At 60.0% G+C, this 14,291-nt stretch carries 13 protein-coding genes; 5 read left to right on the top strand and 8 right to left on the bottom strand.

Going from position 1 to position 14,291, the window contains the following annotated elements:
* Position 1: 1 nt before the first annotated feature.
* The gene (locus tag HY696_07515) at positions 2-457 is read right to left on the bottom strand and encodes a hypothetical protein (GenBank protein ID MBI4238246.1); all 456 of its coding nucleotides are present in this window, start codon (positions 455-457) and stop codon (positions 2-4) included.
* Between the two features lie 98 nt (positions 458-555).
* Positions 556-942, bottom strand: coding sequence for a hypothetical protein (locus tag HY696_07520; protein MBI4238247.1), 387 nt, complete (start codon positions 940-942; stop codon positions 556-558).
* Positions 943-1,040: 98 nt separating this feature from the next.
* Here HY696_07520 and ispH point away from each other — a divergent pair, with 98 nt between their 5' ends.
* Entirely contained in the window at positions 1,041-2,027 is a 987-nt protein-coding gene (ispH, locus tag HY696_07525; GenBank protein MBI4238248.1) for a 4-hydroxy-3-methylbut-2-enyl diphosphate reductase, read from the top strand.
* Between the two features lies 1 nt (position 2,028).
* On the opposite strand, the gene HY696_07530 is transcribed toward ispH, so the two are convergent.
* The gene (locus tag HY696_07530; GenBank protein MBI4238249.1) at positions 2,029-3,207 is read right to left on the bottom strand and encodes an ATP-binding protein; all 1,179 of its coding nucleotides are present in this window, start codon (positions 3,205-3,207) and stop codon (positions 2,029-2,031) included.
* Positions 3,208-3,272: 65 nt separating this feature from the next.
* Between HY696_07530 and HY696_07535 the strand changes: the two genes are divergently transcribed.
* On the top strand, positions 3,273-3,410 hold the full coding sequence (locus HY696_07535; protein ID MBI4238250.1) for a hypothetical protein: 138 nt from the start codon (positions 3,273-3,275) through the stop codon (positions 3,408-3,410).
* A gap of 805 nt (positions 3,411-4,215) precedes the next feature.
* Here HY696_07535 and HY696_07540 read toward each other — a convergent pair.
* The 4 genes from HY696_07540 to HY696_07555 form a co-directional block, all read right to left on the bottom strand.
* Positions 4,216-5,364, bottom strand: coding sequence for an ATP-binding protein (locus HY696_07540; GenBank protein ID MBI4238251.1), 1,149 nt, complete (start codon positions 5,362-5,364; stop codon positions 4,216-4,218).
* An 82-nt stretch (positions 5,365-5,446) separates the two neighbouring features.
* On the bottom strand, positions 5,447-6,802 hold the full coding sequence (locus tag HY696_07545) for an IS5 family transposase (GenBank protein MBI4238252.1): 1,356 nt from the start codon (positions 6,800-6,802) through the stop codon (positions 5,447-5,449).
* Positions 6,803-7,031: 229 nt separating this feature from the next.
* Positions 7,032-7,343: an aspartate/glutamate racemase family protein gene (locus HY696_07550; GenBank protein ID MBI4238253.1), complete on the bottom strand. Its 312-nt coding sequence runs from the start codon at positions 7,341-7,343 to the stop codon at positions 7,032-7,034.
* A 305-nt stretch (positions 7,344-7,648) separates the two neighbouring features.
* Complete coding sequence (locus tag HY696_07555) at positions 7,649-8,929, bottom strand: MFS transporter (GenBank protein ID MBI4238254.1); 1,281 nt, start codon at positions 8,927-8,929, stop codon at positions 7,649-7,651.
* A gap of 11 nt (positions 8,930-8,940) precedes the next feature.
* Between HY696_07555 and HY696_07560 the strand changes: the two genes are divergently transcribed.
* The 3 genes from HY696_07560 (at position 8,941) to HY696_07570 (ending at position 12,760) form a co-directional block, all read left to right on the top strand.
* Entirely contained in the window at positions 8,941-9,828 is an 888-nt protein-coding gene (locus HY696_07560; GenBank protein MBI4238255.1) for a polyprenol monophosphomannose synthase, read from the top strand.
* 113 nt (positions 9,829-9,941) lie between these two features.
* Positions 9,942-11,378, top strand: a complete 1,437-nt coding sequence (locus tag HY696_07565; GenBank protein ID MBI4238256.1) for a glycosyltransferase family 39 protein — start codon at positions 9,942-9,944, stop codon at positions 11,376-11,378.
* The gene (locus HY696_07570) at positions 11,375-12,760 is read left to right on the top strand and encodes a DUF2029 domain-containing protein (protein ID MBI4238257.1); all 1,386 of its coding nucleotides are present in this window, start codon (positions 11,375-11,377) and stop codon (positions 12,758-12,760) included. Before HY696_07565 ends, HY696_07570 begins: the two co-directional genes overlap by 4 nt.
* Here the strand turns inward: HY696_07570 and HY696_07575 are convergent.
* Positions 12,684-14,102, bottom strand: a complete 1,419-nt coding sequence (locus tag HY696_07575; protein MBI4238258.1) for a hypothetical protein — start codon at positions 14,100-14,102, stop codon at positions 12,684-12,686. The two genes, HY696_07570 and HY696_07575, sit on opposite strands and share 77 nt — an antisense overlap.
* Positions 14,103-14,291 lie beyond the last annotated feature (189 nt).

The following is a 14,291-nucleotide window of genomic DNA, read 5'->3' on the forward strand; positions in this document are numbered from 1 at the left end:
TTTAATACGCCGTCACCATCGTCGTGAGTTGCACCGCTTGATTCGCATTCACGCCCCACGACACGACAATGTTCACCCGTTTGAGTCCCGAGCCGGGTGAGGCCGTGGAGAGGTCGTTCGGGCTGACTTCGGTGATGGTCGTGGTCCGAGTCAATCCGGCGAACGGCGCGCCGAGATTTTCGACGGGATAGTTGGCGGCAACGATCGCGTTGTATCCGAGCGCGATCTTATTCGCGATAATTTGGTCGAGCTTTTCTTGGGCGAGGACTGAGGCCTGCACGGTTTGGTCGGCGTCGAGCGCTTGGCGATTGCTGGAGACAAAAAACGACATCATCCCAGTCAACCCGACCCCGAGGATCACCATCATTAAGATCGTATCGATGAATGTAAACCCACCAGCGCGATTTCTGGTGCGGACAGACGACGACGTGGCAAAGACGGTGGATCGGCCTCCCATACCGTGCTCCCCCCCTAGAGAGCAACCGATGAGACGGATATTATACGACAAACATGGGCGGGCGGGAAGCGCTTAATTTTTCCTGTTAATACAATAGGTTATTGCTGTTGAAAGATCTCACAGCCCTTCGGCGCCTTGGAGCTGAGAAATTGTTCACATGAGGCCCGACCGATTCCTTTAATACATCGGGACAAGTCTTTGGGTGCCGCATCCAGCGCACTCGCCGGGACGGTGCGATAGAACGGGTCGTTCTCGCGGAGCGGTTGCTCGCAGTCGCTGCGGACGATTTTGAGATCCGGTCGACAATCCGCCAACCGGCCGCAGATGGTATGGAACAGCTGTTGGGCGTTGTGACGTTGATCGGTGCTGAGTTGTAACGGCGGGGGTTCGGGGGTCTTCGGGGTTTTGGCGCGGCCTTTCGCGATGGCCGCTATGCTGACGAGGCTCAAACAAACGACCAGACCCCACCGCACGGATCGTTGCATGCGCCGCGTATGCCATGGCCGATCGTGCCATGCAACGAGAATCCTCTACAGAATTTTCGTTTGCGCCACTGTCGAATCGCTGCTACGCACCGCCCCCTATGGAACAAGTCGCCCCATGGTCCGTCGAACGCGTTTTGCTCACCAAGCCCCGTGGGTTCTGTGCGGGCGTGGAGCGGGCGATCGAAGTCGTCGAAGTCTGCCTGCAACTCTATCCGCCGCCCGTCTACGTGTATCACGAGATCGTGCATAACACGCATGTGGTGAAGCGGTTGCGGGAGGCCGGCGCGATCTTCGTCGATCGCGTCGCCGATGTCCCGCCAGGCGCAGTGCTGGTCTTTTCGGCGCATGGCATCTCGCCGGAAGTCCGCGATGCCGCGCAGACCCGCACCTTGATCCCGATCGACGCGACGTGTCCGCTGGTGACGAAAGTCCACCGCGAGGCAATCCAATTCGCGAAAGAAGGGTGTACGATCTTGCTCGTCGGCCATGCCGGACATCAAGAAGTGGTCGGCACGATGGGCGAGGCCCCGGAGCGGATTGTGTTAGTGGAAACGGTCGAAGATGTGGCCCGTGTCGCCGTGGCCGATCCGGACCGAGTCGCCGTCATTACGCAAACCACGCTCTCGATCGAAGACACGATCAATATCATCGACGCGATCAAACAACGCTTTCCCAAAGTAAAGTTCCCGCCGAAGGAAGATATCTGTTACGCCACGACGAATCGGCAACGCGCAGTGAAGGCGCTTGCCGGCGACATCGATTTGGTCTTGGTCATCGGCTCCGCCAATTCTTCCAACTCGCGCCGTCTCGCCGAAGTCGCGAAGGCGCAAGGCGTAGCGGCCTATTTGATCGACGACGTCACAAAGATCGATCCCGCGTGGTTTGCGGGCATCAAGACCGTCGGCATTACGGCCGGGGCATCGGCGCCGGAACACTTGGTCACGGACGTGGTCGCGTTCTTCCGACAGCGCGGCGTCCAGACGGTGGAAGAGCGTTCCGTGATTCCCGAAGACGTCCGTTTCGGTCTCCCCCCCGAACTCAAACGTGAACTCGCCGCCCGCGACGCCACCCGCGCCGTGGGGTGAATTAGTCGTCCCGGCTCAACCACTCTTCCACTGTAGCCCGTGAGATGCACTGCATCGACTCGGCCTGGGGAAATGCGGAACGAAACTCTTCCGCCGCCGCGACATGTCGCGGGAGGGCACCGTCCCAACTGACTTGGTAGGGTGAGATCGAGGAGCCATCCTGCACGATAAAATCGACTTCGCCACGTTGCCGCCAATAATATACCTGACCATAGCGACGCCGCAGATGTTGAAACACGACCGTCTCCAACGCCTTCCCGCGATCTGCTCCAGTGCGTGTGATCACGGCCTGTCGCAAGCCAAGATCGATTGGATAGTATTTCTTGTTCCGCACGGCCCGCTGCCGCTCAGAAAACGTAAAGTACGGGCAGGGGACCAGGATATAGGCCGCCTCGCAGGCATCCAAATACGTGCGAATCGTATCGGCGGTCGTGTCTAATTGGCGGGCCAAGTTGCGCAGGCTCACTTCCGACCCCGTACTCTCGTAAATCGTCTTCACCAATTGCGTCAGCAAGATCGTCGACCGCGCGGCAACATGGCGACGAACGTCCCGCTCGAGGATATCCATGAAATACTCGCGCAACAGCGCGGCCGGCTCTTCATAGGTCAGCGCGCGCGGAAATCCTCCGTCTGAGAGATAGGTCTCGAACGAAGCCGCCGGCCGGGCGCGTCGATATTCGACCCAATCGAAGGGGAACAGTTCGATCGTCGTGTGGCGCCCGGTCAGCGCACTGGCCAGTTCGCCAGAGAGCAGGGCGGCGTTCGACCCGGTGATGACAAAGCAATGACGAGTCGGTCGTTCGAGCCTCGTATGCAGCCATTTCTGCCAGTCTTGCACGTTTTGGATCTCGTCGAAGAAGAAGACGCACCGCCGATTCCGGCGATGGGTCGCGGCATACTGCAGAATGCTATCGCAGAGACGGTAATCCAATCGATCACTGAGACGCGGATCTTCGAAATTGATGAAGAAGCAGTCATGCGGATCCATCGCCGCCTGCTGCATGATCTGCGCAAGCAGGACCGATTTCCCGCAGCGCCGTACTCCTTGGACCACAAGGGCCAGATCGGGTTGGATATGGACTGGTTGATCCAAGACATGGCGCGGTATCGTGGCTGCAGGCGATCGTTCCCAATAACTCCACTCCCGCAGCACAACTTTAATGGCATTTTCGTCAGACATATCAGCAGATTACATAGAATTTACAATAGTGTCGAGTTAATTCGACACTCTCGTGCCGAGGCGGCGTGGCTCGGCAGCACGCGTGCCGCGGCGTCCAGACGGTGGAAGAACGTTCCGTGATCCCCGAAGACGTCCGTTTCGGTCTCCCCCCCGAACTCAAACGCGAACTCGCCGCCCGCGACGCCACCCGCGCCGTGGGGTGAATGGGCTTCAGGTCATTTCTGCTGCCAGGCACCGAGGGCGTGTTTGCAACATCGATGAGGAAGTGCGGGTCCTGGGGCGCATACCACACAGCAGTAGTCAGTGCTCGTTCCGAGGGCCGGGCGGAGGGGGCAGGGGCCGCCAGGGTACGCTATCGCGGCGCCATCGAGGCGCCGCGCGCTCACCCTCGCCGTTTTCGGCTTTAGATTTCGCAAGGAGAAAACGGCTGCGAGAGCCCCTAGCGGCCCCTGCCCCCTCCGCCCAGCTCGAGCACGGGCAGGCCCCCACACATCGAAATCGATTTTGCAAACACGCCCTAAGATGATCTTACTCTTTATTGGTGGGAGATTTTCATTCTGTCTAACGTAGAGCCAAGCGGCGCGCGCCGGCTTCATGGCGCGCGTCCGAGTTGGGCGCTGGGTTAGACGGCGGGTTCTTCACTCCCCCTTCTCCGCGTACTCGTTCAGCACGGTATCTGAGAGATGTGTTAAGTGCTTCTGCGCTGCGAGTTCGCGCAGGCTGTCATAGGCAGATACGTGCAGCCTTCAGCGAGAGGGCCTTTCTCTAGGAGGGAGAACACGGGACGCCTTATCTCTTGAAACACTTTTTCGCGTTTCGCACCAGGAGCCACGATGTGAAGCCGAATGTCCATGTTGGGCTGAAGTGCAAGCAAGTCAGCCATGCGAAGGATGCCGGAGTACACCGATGTGGTGTGCTCGACCTCGAACGCGCGCACAATTGATCTACCTCGAAGCCAAAGAACATCAATCTGCTCGATTGTGCGGAGGGTTGTGTCGTCGTATCATCTCAATACTGATCGCTCCAGAGTTGTTCGAGGAACGTGGCGACCGGCAGGATGTGGATGCCTTGGATCACGCGGGGGAGTGGCACCATGGCGACTACGATTTTTTTCTTCATGCGAATTTCTTCCGTTAATGCCTGGAGCCCAGTCAGATGGCGCTCAACGATATTCGCAGTCCCCTTCACCTCAATTGCTACGTCATCGCCGACGAGAAAATCAACTTCGTAGCCAGACGCCGAGCGCCAGAAATGCAACGGACGCCGATCGCGGCGATACGCCAGGTAGGCGCGTAATTCTGTGAAGAGGAAGTGCTCCAGCGCATTTCCGAACAACTCCGTCCGAGGACGAATGTGCTGCCGGCCCGCCAAATGGTGACTGACCCCGATATCGAAAAAATAAAACTTCGCCGTGGCAATCGCCTTCCGCCGTTTCGTCCGGGTATAGGGCTCCAGCAACGCCCCCACGAGTGTGTCTTGCAACAGGGAATAATATTCTACTACCGTCCGCGCCGGCACGCCGGCATCGGACGCGATGCTCGAAAAATTCAGTAAGGTGCCATTCGTCAATGCCGCCACCTGGAGGAATCGAGAAAAGTTTTCGATTTTTCTGACGGCGCCTTCTGCCTGAATCTCCTCTTGCAAATAGGTCCCGATATATGCCGCGAGATCTTCCTCAGGTTCCGTCGCCGTGTAAATCGGGGGGAGCGCCCCATAATTGAGGAAACGGAGTAGATCGTAATGGGGAATTTCCGCCGACACGAGTGGGAATAAATGCCGCATGCGCAAACGACCGCCGAGCAGATTCGCCGCGCCACGCTTCAGTTTTCGTGCACTGCTCCCCGTCAGAATGAACCGCCAGCCATATTCGTCAATCATGTACTGGACTTCATCCAACAGGATCGGCAGTTTCTGGATCTCATCGATCACGATCGGTTGTCGGAGCGTGTGTCTGTACGCCGTCAACTCCTCTCGAATGATCTGCGGCCGCTGACTGATTCGCAAGAACACGTCGGCCAACAACAAATTGTACAGCGGCGACTCGGGGAATAAAGCCCGGAGCAGCGAGGTCTTGCCGGTCTGCCGGGGTCCGAAGAGAAAGAGGCTCTTCGTTCTCGTTTCCTGCCGCAGATCAAGAATTCGTGTAAAATACGCCATATTTGGATGATGCCATGATCAATCTTAATCGGCAACATCATTGCTGATTATCATGATAATCAGTCGATCCTGAAAAAGTCGTTTATGCCCTTACTGGATCTCGATAATATTCCGGGTTTGGCATCGCAAAGAGAAACACCCGACTGACCAACGCTTCAACAATCAGGTGCAAAAAAGTTGCTGGATGCGTCAGCAACTTTGAAAAATTCATTCCCGCAGCACTGAGGATCGCGTTGATCATGTCGCCTTCCTGTCCCTTCAATCGATTGCGGTCCATGCGGTGTCCGTGTTTTAAGTGTCCGATGCCGGGCTCAATCGCCGCCCGCCGCTTCATCCATCGCCACACACTCTTTGCAATGTTGCCGCGCCGCACCCGATCCACATGAATCTGCGTTGATCCCTCATAATCATGCCCGCGATATCCACGATCGACAAACACCTCATCCGGTTTGCACGTCATCATGCGTGCCACCTGCTCCATCGTTCCCGCAAGGGTATGCCCATCATATGGATTCCCATGGAGTGCACGCGCTCCAACGAACCAGCCTCCACGGCTCGTCGCTGCCACACTCACCTTGCATCCAAATTCGTATCGCTTGTGGGCCTTCCCCTTACTGATGCATTCCACCTCTGGCGCATGCACGCTGTACGTCTTCCCGCTGTCATCTTTCTTCTGCTCGTGAATCCGACGACTCACTGCAAGCACCTCCGCAAGCTGTTCGTCTTGATTCGGCAACTTTCGCTCAATGTCGCGAATGACTCGACCCAGATACGTCCGCAATGTCTTCGTACACTTGCGTGCCCGCCGATACTGCTTCGCATGGGCATACCGGCTCTGCTGCAACAGCACATGCTTCGACTTTCGCCGATAGCTTTGTCGGAGCTCGATACCACGCGCATCGGACTCCACCACCAGCCGCTCTCGCGCACGATCGTACAACCGTGCGTCTGTCGGAAATCGCACGTGCTTCTCTTGCACCGTCGTATCCACATTCAATCGCTCAAGCTGGGAGGGCTTGACCGCCTTCACCTTGAGCCCGGACGCGATCGTCTCGCGCAACAGCTCTTCTGCTCCCGCCTCGCCCATGCGCTTCCGCCATCGCGTCATGCTCGATGGATCGATCGGTAACTCATGCTCAAAATACTTCATCCCGCTCAGATGCTGCCAGTACGGATTCTCCACCCATCCTGCCACCACATCCTCGTCGCTCACATCAAACGTGTACTTCAAATATTGCAACGCCACCATCAGCCGCGTGCTGATCGCTGGCCGACCGTTGTCCTCACTGTACGTTGCTCCAAAAACGTCGTCCAGACGCTCCCAATCCACGACCTCCGCCAATCGTACCAACGGATGGCGATGGTCAATCATCTGTCGTAACTTGTTCTTGAAGAGGTCTTCCTGCGGTTCGTCTTGCTGAGATTTGCTGGGTTTCATGCCTGCTACTTTCGCAAGCTTTTACGCATTTCAACAGCACTTTCTTGCAATTTCTCACATCGAAAATAACCCTGCGTCAACGATGAACACTACGTCGGCGAACTTTTTCAGGATCGACTAATCAGCAATGATGTTGGGGAAGGTCAATGATCTTAGCTCTTTATTGGTGGGAGATTATTATGCTGTCTAACGTGGAGCCAATTGGCGCGCGTCCGGGTTGGGCGCCGTGTTATGCTGCGGATATACCGGTCGCGAACTCAAAGGCCTCTCTGCACTGCTGTTCAGTGGGGTTAAGGATCGGAATGCGGCAGTCCTTTTGATGAACGGCCAAGGGCAGTTCGGTGCACGCCAAGACAACGGCATCGACTAAGCCCGCATGTTTCTCGATGAGTGCGGCCAGGAAGCTTCGAAACTCCTTCGCCATGATACCTCGCGCCAATTGGGATTGAATTTGCTGGATTCTGACGCGGTCTTCCTCGTATGGTGTCTCGACTCGGAGACCGAATTTTTCAAGACCTCGTTGGTAATAGCCGTCCTCCATCGGTCGTAATACCGGCTCTTGATCTCGTGATAATCGATGCTGCGCAGTAGGAGGCTCGCGGAGTGAAATCCCCCAAACTTCTCTTGTTCGCATTCATTGAGGATTCGGTAGTACTCGATTGTCGAGGGCCAGCTTGTTCCGCCGAGCAGTCCGATCGTCTTCAACAGCGCCTCCCTGCGGCAAGGGGTCTTGCCCCCCAACCTAATTTAGATGTCACACGCTGATGGATCATCTGGCTTCGTGACATATTATAACCTGGCGGCACGATGTCGCAAGGTACCTGTCCCCACTGCGATGATTTCAACTTATGCCTGCCTCTGCTCTTCCCGCAAATGAGGAATCCAGGGGATCAGGGCCATGCCGGGGAGGGCGGCGACGAAGCCGATCAGGTAGAGGCCGACGTAGCCGACATGTTCGACTAGTGCCCCGCCGAAGCCGCCGAATAACGTGCTGCCGAGCGACATGATCGCGGAGCCGACGGCATAGTGGCCTGCCTTGAAGTCGGCGTGGCAGGTGCGCATTAAGTAGATCATCAGCACGGCGTTGCCGAGCCCGGCGGCCCATTGTTCGTACATATGGATCGCGGCGATCAGTGCGACGCCGGCGGTGGTAGCGGGATCGGGTTTCCAATAGGCGAGCGCGATGTACGCCCAAATGTTCACGTTCATTAGCAGCGTCAGCGGCCAAATGGCGCGCTGGAGGCCGACGCGTGAGATCCAGCGGGCACCGATCAGGGATCCGGCGATGGTGCCGATGGTTCCTAAAATGCCCGCGACCCACGAGAGTTGTACCTTTGTGAGGCCGAGTTCGCGCAGTAGGAACGGGGTGTTCATCGAGAACATGATTTCGTCGCCGAGTTTGTACGCGATGATGAAGATGAGCATGATGGCGACACGCGGTTGGGCGAAGTAGGTGCGGAACGCGCTGAGAAAATGTCCGGCGACATCGCGCAAGCCAGTCGCCGTGCGGACACGCGCGGTTTCGGTGTCGGCCAGCAGTGCGCGGTGCAGGAAAAAAAGCAGGAACATGGTGAGCGCGGCACCGAGCCAACTGTAGCGCCAACCGAGGAAGGCCGCGGCGGCGACGAGCACGCTCTTCACAAACACGACGGCGAGGCGATAGGCCAGCACGCGATCGCCGGTGTAGCCCGCTTGGTCGGCCGGATCGGTCAGCGTGACCAGGTAATAGCCGTCGATCGCAATGTCGTGCGTGGCGCTTAAGAACGCGAGTCCGGCGACGATGAAGATCACGCATGATAACGCCTGCTGCGGGGGCCACCACGGACGTGCCGTGGCCGGGTCGATGCCGAGGAACACGGTGACGACGATGGCCGTGAGACCGAGGCCGATCAACAATTCCAATGCGAGCAGCCAGCGGCGTTTGGTGCCGTAATAATCGAGCAGCGGGGCCCAAAGGAATTTCAGATTCCATGGGATGCCGAAGAAATTGACGAAGCCGAGGTAGAGTTCCCGCACACCTAAGTCGGTCAGGAAGACGCCGGTCATATACCGGACGATCATGAACGGGAACCCTTCGGCAAAGTAGGTGGAGTTGACCCAAACCGTGCGGCGCAGTGTACGGGGCATCGCCGGTGTCTATGGCCGAGCGCGACGGAGAGTGCAAGGCCTACAACGTTGAAACTTTTTCTCTACTTGCGTCGTCTGCGCGGCTGTCGTATCCGGGCGCGGTTATGGGTGTGACGACGAGTGCGGTAGAAGATCTCTATTATTCCGAGGCGGCGGCGCCAGCGATTCATGTGGCCGGGGCATCGGTGCGGCGTACGTTGGTAGTGCTGCCGACGTTCAACGAGGCCGGGAATTTGGTCGCGTTGTGCGAGGCGATTTTGCAGGACGCGCCGGAAGTCGACATCCTGATTGTTGATGACAACTCTCCGGATGGGACCGGCGCATTGGCGAAAAGGCTCCAGGCGCAGTGCCCGGGTCGAGTCTGGGCTGAGGTGCGGGAGACCCGCAGTGGGCGGGGCGATGCGGTTTGGTATGGGCTCCAATTTGCGCGCACGCGCGGGTACGCCTTCGGCATGGAAATGGACGCCGATTTTTCGCATCATCCGCAAGCCATTTCGCAATTCTTAGCGGCGGCGGACGACGCGGATCTGGTCATCGGGTCGCGTCATTTACCGGGGGGTGGCGTGGTCGGCTGGAGCTGGCGGCGACGGGCGGTGCATCGGTTGGCCAGTTGGTTTTCCGATGTCGTGCTCGGCACGCCCACTACCGATCACACCAATGGGTTCCGTTTGTATCGGTTGAGTTGTCTCGATTCGGTCGCCTTAAATGGCGTGGCGGTGCGCGGTTTCGTGGGGCAAACGCTGCGCGCGTATCTGTTTCATCGTCGAGGACACCGTATCCGGGAAGTGCCGGTAGTGTTCTACGAACGGCGGTACGGGGCCTCGAAAATGTCGCTGCGTGAAGCCATCGACGGCGTCTGGACACTTCTGTGGTATCGGCTACGCCATCATCGCGAATGAACGGTCCGCGCGGCCAGCCGCGCGGAAACCAATCCCCTCTCCCTTTGGGGAGAGGGCGGGGTGAGGGGGAGGACACGCCGCTTGCGGCGGCGCGTGAATCTCGGAATGGCTTCATGACGTGGGCCTGGTGTATCCAGGCCGGATTCGTGGTGGCGATTGCAGTCTATTGGCTGGCGGCACTCTGGGCCGCTCCGTTCGATCCTAATTACACCAGCAGTGAACTCTATGATTGGCTCGTGGCGTGGGTGCACGGCACGTCGTTGTATCAGGCGCCGCTTGCACCGCCGTATCGGGTTGTCAATTATCCGCCCGGCTTTGCCTGGCTCGCGCGCGTGGGGCTCGCGGCCGGGTTGTCGCCGTTGTGGGCGGGACGTGCGGCCTCCGGGGTCGGACTGGCAGTCGTGCTCGGGCTGTTGTGGCGTTGGGGGCGCGCGGTCGGCCTCACGCGCGGCGCGGCGTGGGCGTTGCTCGGCGTGCTCGGATCGAGTTTCTACGTCCTCTTCTCGTTGGGACAGGCGCAATTGCAGTGGCCGGCGGTGGCGTGCAGTCTGGCGGGCATGTATTTGCTGCGTGCGCCGCAGCAACGTCGGCAAGTTGCCGCAGCGGGTTGTCTGCTGACACTGGCTTGTTTCATCAAACAGACGCAGTGTCTTTCCGCATTGATTGGGTTGCTCTGGGTGTGGCGCCGCTATCGACCGTGGTTGCAGACGTACGTCGTCGCGGCGGTCGTGACCGCGCTGAGTGGGGCTGCGCTGCTGACGTTGGTGTGGGGTGGTGAGGTGTGGCGTCATACGGTGTCTTGGGCGGTGGGGAGCCCGTCGTTGGTGCAATGTCTGCAGACGTTGTACGAAAATTTGCTCCCTTGGAGTGGGTGGTGCGGATTGGGCATCTGGTTGGCTTCGCGTAGGCCGGCAGCACGGCAGGACTTGCGTTGGTGGTATTTTGCCGGGAGCTCGGTCTGGTGGTTGGCGAGCGTGCGCCAAGGGATTGCCGGACCGAATTTCCTGGAGTGGTCGTGTGCGACGCTGCTGTGGGTGTGGCCGCAAGTGCGGAATCCGGATGTTGTGTGTCGAGCGGTGTGGGCGCGCAGGAGTTTGTGCGGATTGTTGGTCGTGCAATTACTTGCGGCCGATGTGATCGTCGTCGGACGGATCGTCTATTCGGCGGAGCGATTGCGCAGGGATGTGGCGCAGCTTCCCGCGTTGTGTGCGGTGCTGCCGTCCGCGCCGGGATTGATTGTGACCGAAGACGTCGCGGTGGTGCGCCAGTGCGGACGTGAACCGGCGAGCTATCCGTTCATCATGGCCAATTTGGCGCGTCGCGGTCTGTGGGATGAAACCGCGTTTGTGACGATGTTGCGCGCCGGGGCCTTCCCGGCGCTGTTGCTTCCGTTTGCCCCGCCGACCGCGGCGCGTTGGGTGCAGGCGCAACGCTGGACGGAGGCGATGCGACTGGCGATGGCCGAGGGCTATCGGCTGCACGCGACCATCGGGCGCTGGTACTTGTTGGTGCCACGCGCGCGCGATCTTGATGCCGTGGCGGTGCCATGAACCGGATGGTGCGCTATGGGTGGATGATTGTCGTCGCGTTGGCCGGAGCGGTGTTCGTGACCTGGTTGCGGGCCGCGTGGGTCGGGACCGTGAAAGTGGATGACGTCGTGCTGACGGCGTCGCAACGCTTGGTGATCGGGGGCGGCCTGGGGGCCGCGTTCGCGTTGGCGGGGTGGGCGTATTGGCAGGCATTACAGTCCGAGCACTCCATCACAATAAAGTCCCTATTGCCGTTGACGCTGTTGTTGCATGGCGTCGCGGCGGGCGCGCTCCCATGCACCTCGAATGATCTCTTTTCCAACTTGGCGTATGCCCGCATGCTGCACGTCGGCCTCGACCCCTATCTCGCGGGACCGAGCGCATTAGGCGCTGCGGACCCGTTCGGCCAATGGGTTGGCGCGATCTGGTGGCATCGGCCGATGGTCTATGGGCCGGCCTGGGCCGCGCTGCTGCGCCTGCTGGGCGCGGTGCGCGATCCGTGGGTGGCGTTGTGGGTCTTCAAGGGCATGAGTTGGTTCGCTGCCTGTGGCATCGTGGCGTTGTCGTATCGCTACTGTGTCCGCTTGTCGAATCCCGCAGACGGCGTGTGGCGCTTTATCTTAGTGGTGTGGAATCCGGTGCTGCTCTGGGAGGTGACGGCGCAGGCGCACAACGACGGTGTGGTAGCCCTCGTGGTGCTGGTCGGCCTGCTGGCTGCATGGCGCGGCCGTGCCTGGGCGGCACTTGCGTTGTGGGGTGTCGCAAGCGCGATCAAGCCGGTGCTGCTGCCGCTACTCGGCCTCTACGGTTGCTGGCGCCTGCGGGAGCGCGATTGGTCGGCCATCGCGATGTTGGGCATCGGCGGCGGCGCGGTGTGGCTGGCCGTGGTGTGGTGGGGGGCGGGCGCGCAGGGTTGGTTCGCGGCGCAGGGGATCATGTGGCAGGATCGCCACTTCGTGGCCTTTTCGCTGCCGCATTTGGTGCACTTGTTGACTTGGTCGTGCGGGATTGGCACGCAAACCATGCTGCATGCGGTGGTCGTGGCGGCCCAATGGTGCGGGATGTGGCTGCTGGCGGCGGATTGTCTGCGGCAGACGCGGTCGTTCGCGCAGGTCATTCACTCGACGCTGCTCTTTTTACTCCTCTCGCTGTTGCTGCTGATGCCCTGGTTTCAACATTGGTATCTGGTGTGGCTGCTCCCGCTTGCGCTCATGGTGCCGCGTTGGGATTTGGCCCGCCTCGTCGCTGCGCTCTCGATCGTCGCGGTGTTGCAATACGCCTCGATCCTCGCGCTCCCGCGCGCAGTGCCGACCGTCGTGAGTGTGCTCACGCTGAATGGCGTGGGCCTCTGGTGGTGGTGGCGAGTGCGGGGTTGGCGGCTGTCATCCCGCGAAACAGCGTGACGACCACGTATCCGAATCCGGCCCAGCGCACACATTCACCCAGTACGCCGAGCGGTTTCAAGGCGTGGAATTTTCCGTAGAAGAAGAAATACTCGGCTTGGGTTGCAGCGGCATAATAGAGGAATGCGCGGCGTACCGCGTGTCCCGCCGTACCAGGCACGGCGAGTGTCAGCGGGAGGAACCACAATACGAATTGGGGCGAGCCGATCGGGCTGGCGAAGACGAACGTGGCCAGGAGTAACAGCCATGCACAGGGCCAACGGGCGTCACTTGGGGGCAGGCGACGGCGCGCGAACCACCAGGTGATGATGCCGGTGAGGACGAGCAATGTTGGCATCGTGTAGTGCGCTACAGCGTCTGGCCACGCGCCGCCCAACACGCGTGATCCCGCCGCATCGCGGGTCCAGAGGCCGATCGGGTGGACGAAGTCCCAGAGGGCGAGTCCGACGCTGTAAATACACTCAATCTGCAGCCCGCGTCCGGTGTGGTGGCCGAACAGCGCGCCGATGCCTCCCGGTGCCCACCACACGAGCGGCAAGAAACACGCGAGTGTGAGCATGGCGGCGATTGCCAACAGCCGCGGAATCTCCGCGCGACGGTGTTGCCATGCCGCGAGCAACGTGGCGGGAAAGACGATGCCGGGAAATATTTTCGCTAATGCGCCGCTAGTGATCCAGCCGGTGGCGGCCACGACGCGCGCGCGTTGCCACGCGGCAAGACCGGCGAGCAGCAGCGTCGCGGGAAAAAGATCGAAGCGTTGTGTAGTGAGTTGGCCGACGGCCGCCGCGGCGACGCCGCCGTAGGTCGCGAGGCGCGGCAGCGAGACTCGGTCCCCGTAGCCGCGCCGCATGCGCGCGGCGAGCCCAATGGCGATATACAACAGCGCGATCATCTCGAGAGCGAACAGGTCGTGATAGCGCTGCGGATCGGCGGTGAAGAGGCGTGGCAGCAGCATCGGCAGCAACGCGAGCGGGGGATATTCGTAGTGGAAGTCGCGATACGGCCACGCGGGCGTGCCGGTTGTGGGAATGCGATGCAACAAAATATTCGGCGCGTAATGCGTGCGGTGCGGGGCGCCGGCGCCGAGCATCAGGCTCGCATATTCGTAGTACAGCAATTCGTCTTCATGGCGCGAGAAGTAGAGGCGGAACTTCGGCCAGATTTTTTCGTGGAGCGGGGCGCCGTGTAATTCCGCACTGATGCCGTGCTTAGCGGTGTAGTCGTGACCGAGTCCGAAAAAAATCCCGAGCACGAGTAACGGCAGGCTGAACCCAATCACCTGCCCGATGTTGCGCCAGCCGCTGCGCCACATAGTTCTCGATAATTGCGCATGATCAGTCATATGTGTTCCCTCTCCGGGCAAGCGCCACAGGCGCGTTGAGGGGGAGGCTCCAGCGGCTGTGCCGTACCAAGGGGATGCGACGCCCGAGGCGGGGGACCCGCGTAGCGGGTCGCCGAGGAAGTGCCCGCAGCCGCAGGCGGAGGGTACGCGAGCCCCTGATTGACTTCACGGTTTGGCCCAGTTACACGA

The sequence above is a fragment of the Deltaproteobacteria bacterium genome, assembly GCA_016210045.1.
Taxonomy (GTDB): Bacteria; UBA10199; UBA10199.

Excerpts from the sequence above, each read along its gene's own strand:
- HY696_07540 (MBI4238251.1), bottom strand. The coding sequence starts at position 5,364 with ATGGCGTATTTTACACGAATTCTTGATCTGCGGCAGGAAACGAGAACG.
- ispH (MBI4238248.1), top strand. The coding sequence starts at position 1,041 with ATGGAACAAGTCGCCCCATGGTCCGTCGAACGCGTTTTGCTCACCAAG.
- HY696_07520 (MBI4238247.1), bottom strand. The coding sequence starts at position 942 with ATGCAACGATCCGTGCGGTGGGGTCTGGTCGTTTGTTTGAGCCTCGTC.
- HY696_07515 (MBI4238246.1), bottom strand. The coding sequence starts at position 457 with ATGGGAGGCCGATCCACCGTCTTTGCCACGTCGTCGTCTGTCCGCACC.
- HY696_07530 (MBI4238249.1), bottom strand. The coding sequence starts at position 3,207 with ATGTCTGACGAAAATGCCATTAAAGTTGTGCTGCGGGAGTGGAGTTAT.
- HY696_07575 (MBI4238258.1), bottom strand. The coding sequence starts at position 14,102 with ATGACTGATCATGCGCAATTATCGAGAACTATGTGGCGCAGCGGCTGG.
- HY696_07545 (MBI4238252.1), bottom strand. The coding sequence starts at position 6,802 with ATGAAACCCAGCAAATCTCAGCAAGACGAACCGCAGGAAGACCTCTTC.
- HY696_07570 (MBI4238257.1), top strand. The coding sequence starts at position 11,375 with ATGAACCGGATGGTGCGCTATGGGTGGATGATTGTCGTCGCGTTGGCC.
- HY696_07565 (MBI4238256.1), top strand. The coding sequence starts at position 9,942 with ATGACGTGGGCCTGGTGTATCCAGGCCGGATTCGTGGTGGCGATTGCA.
- HY696_07560 (MBI4238255.1), top strand. The coding sequence starts at position 8,941 with ATGGCCGAGCGCGACGGAGAGTGCAAGGCCTACAACGTTGAAACTTTT.
- HY696_07555 (MBI4238254.1), bottom strand. The coding sequence starts at position 8,929 with ATGCCCCGTACACTGCGCCGCACGGTTTGGGTCAACTCCACCTACTTT.
- HY696_07550 (MBI4238253.1), bottom strand. The coding sequence starts at position 7,343 with ATGGAGGACGGCTATTACCAACGAGGTCTTGAAAAATTCGGTCTCCGA.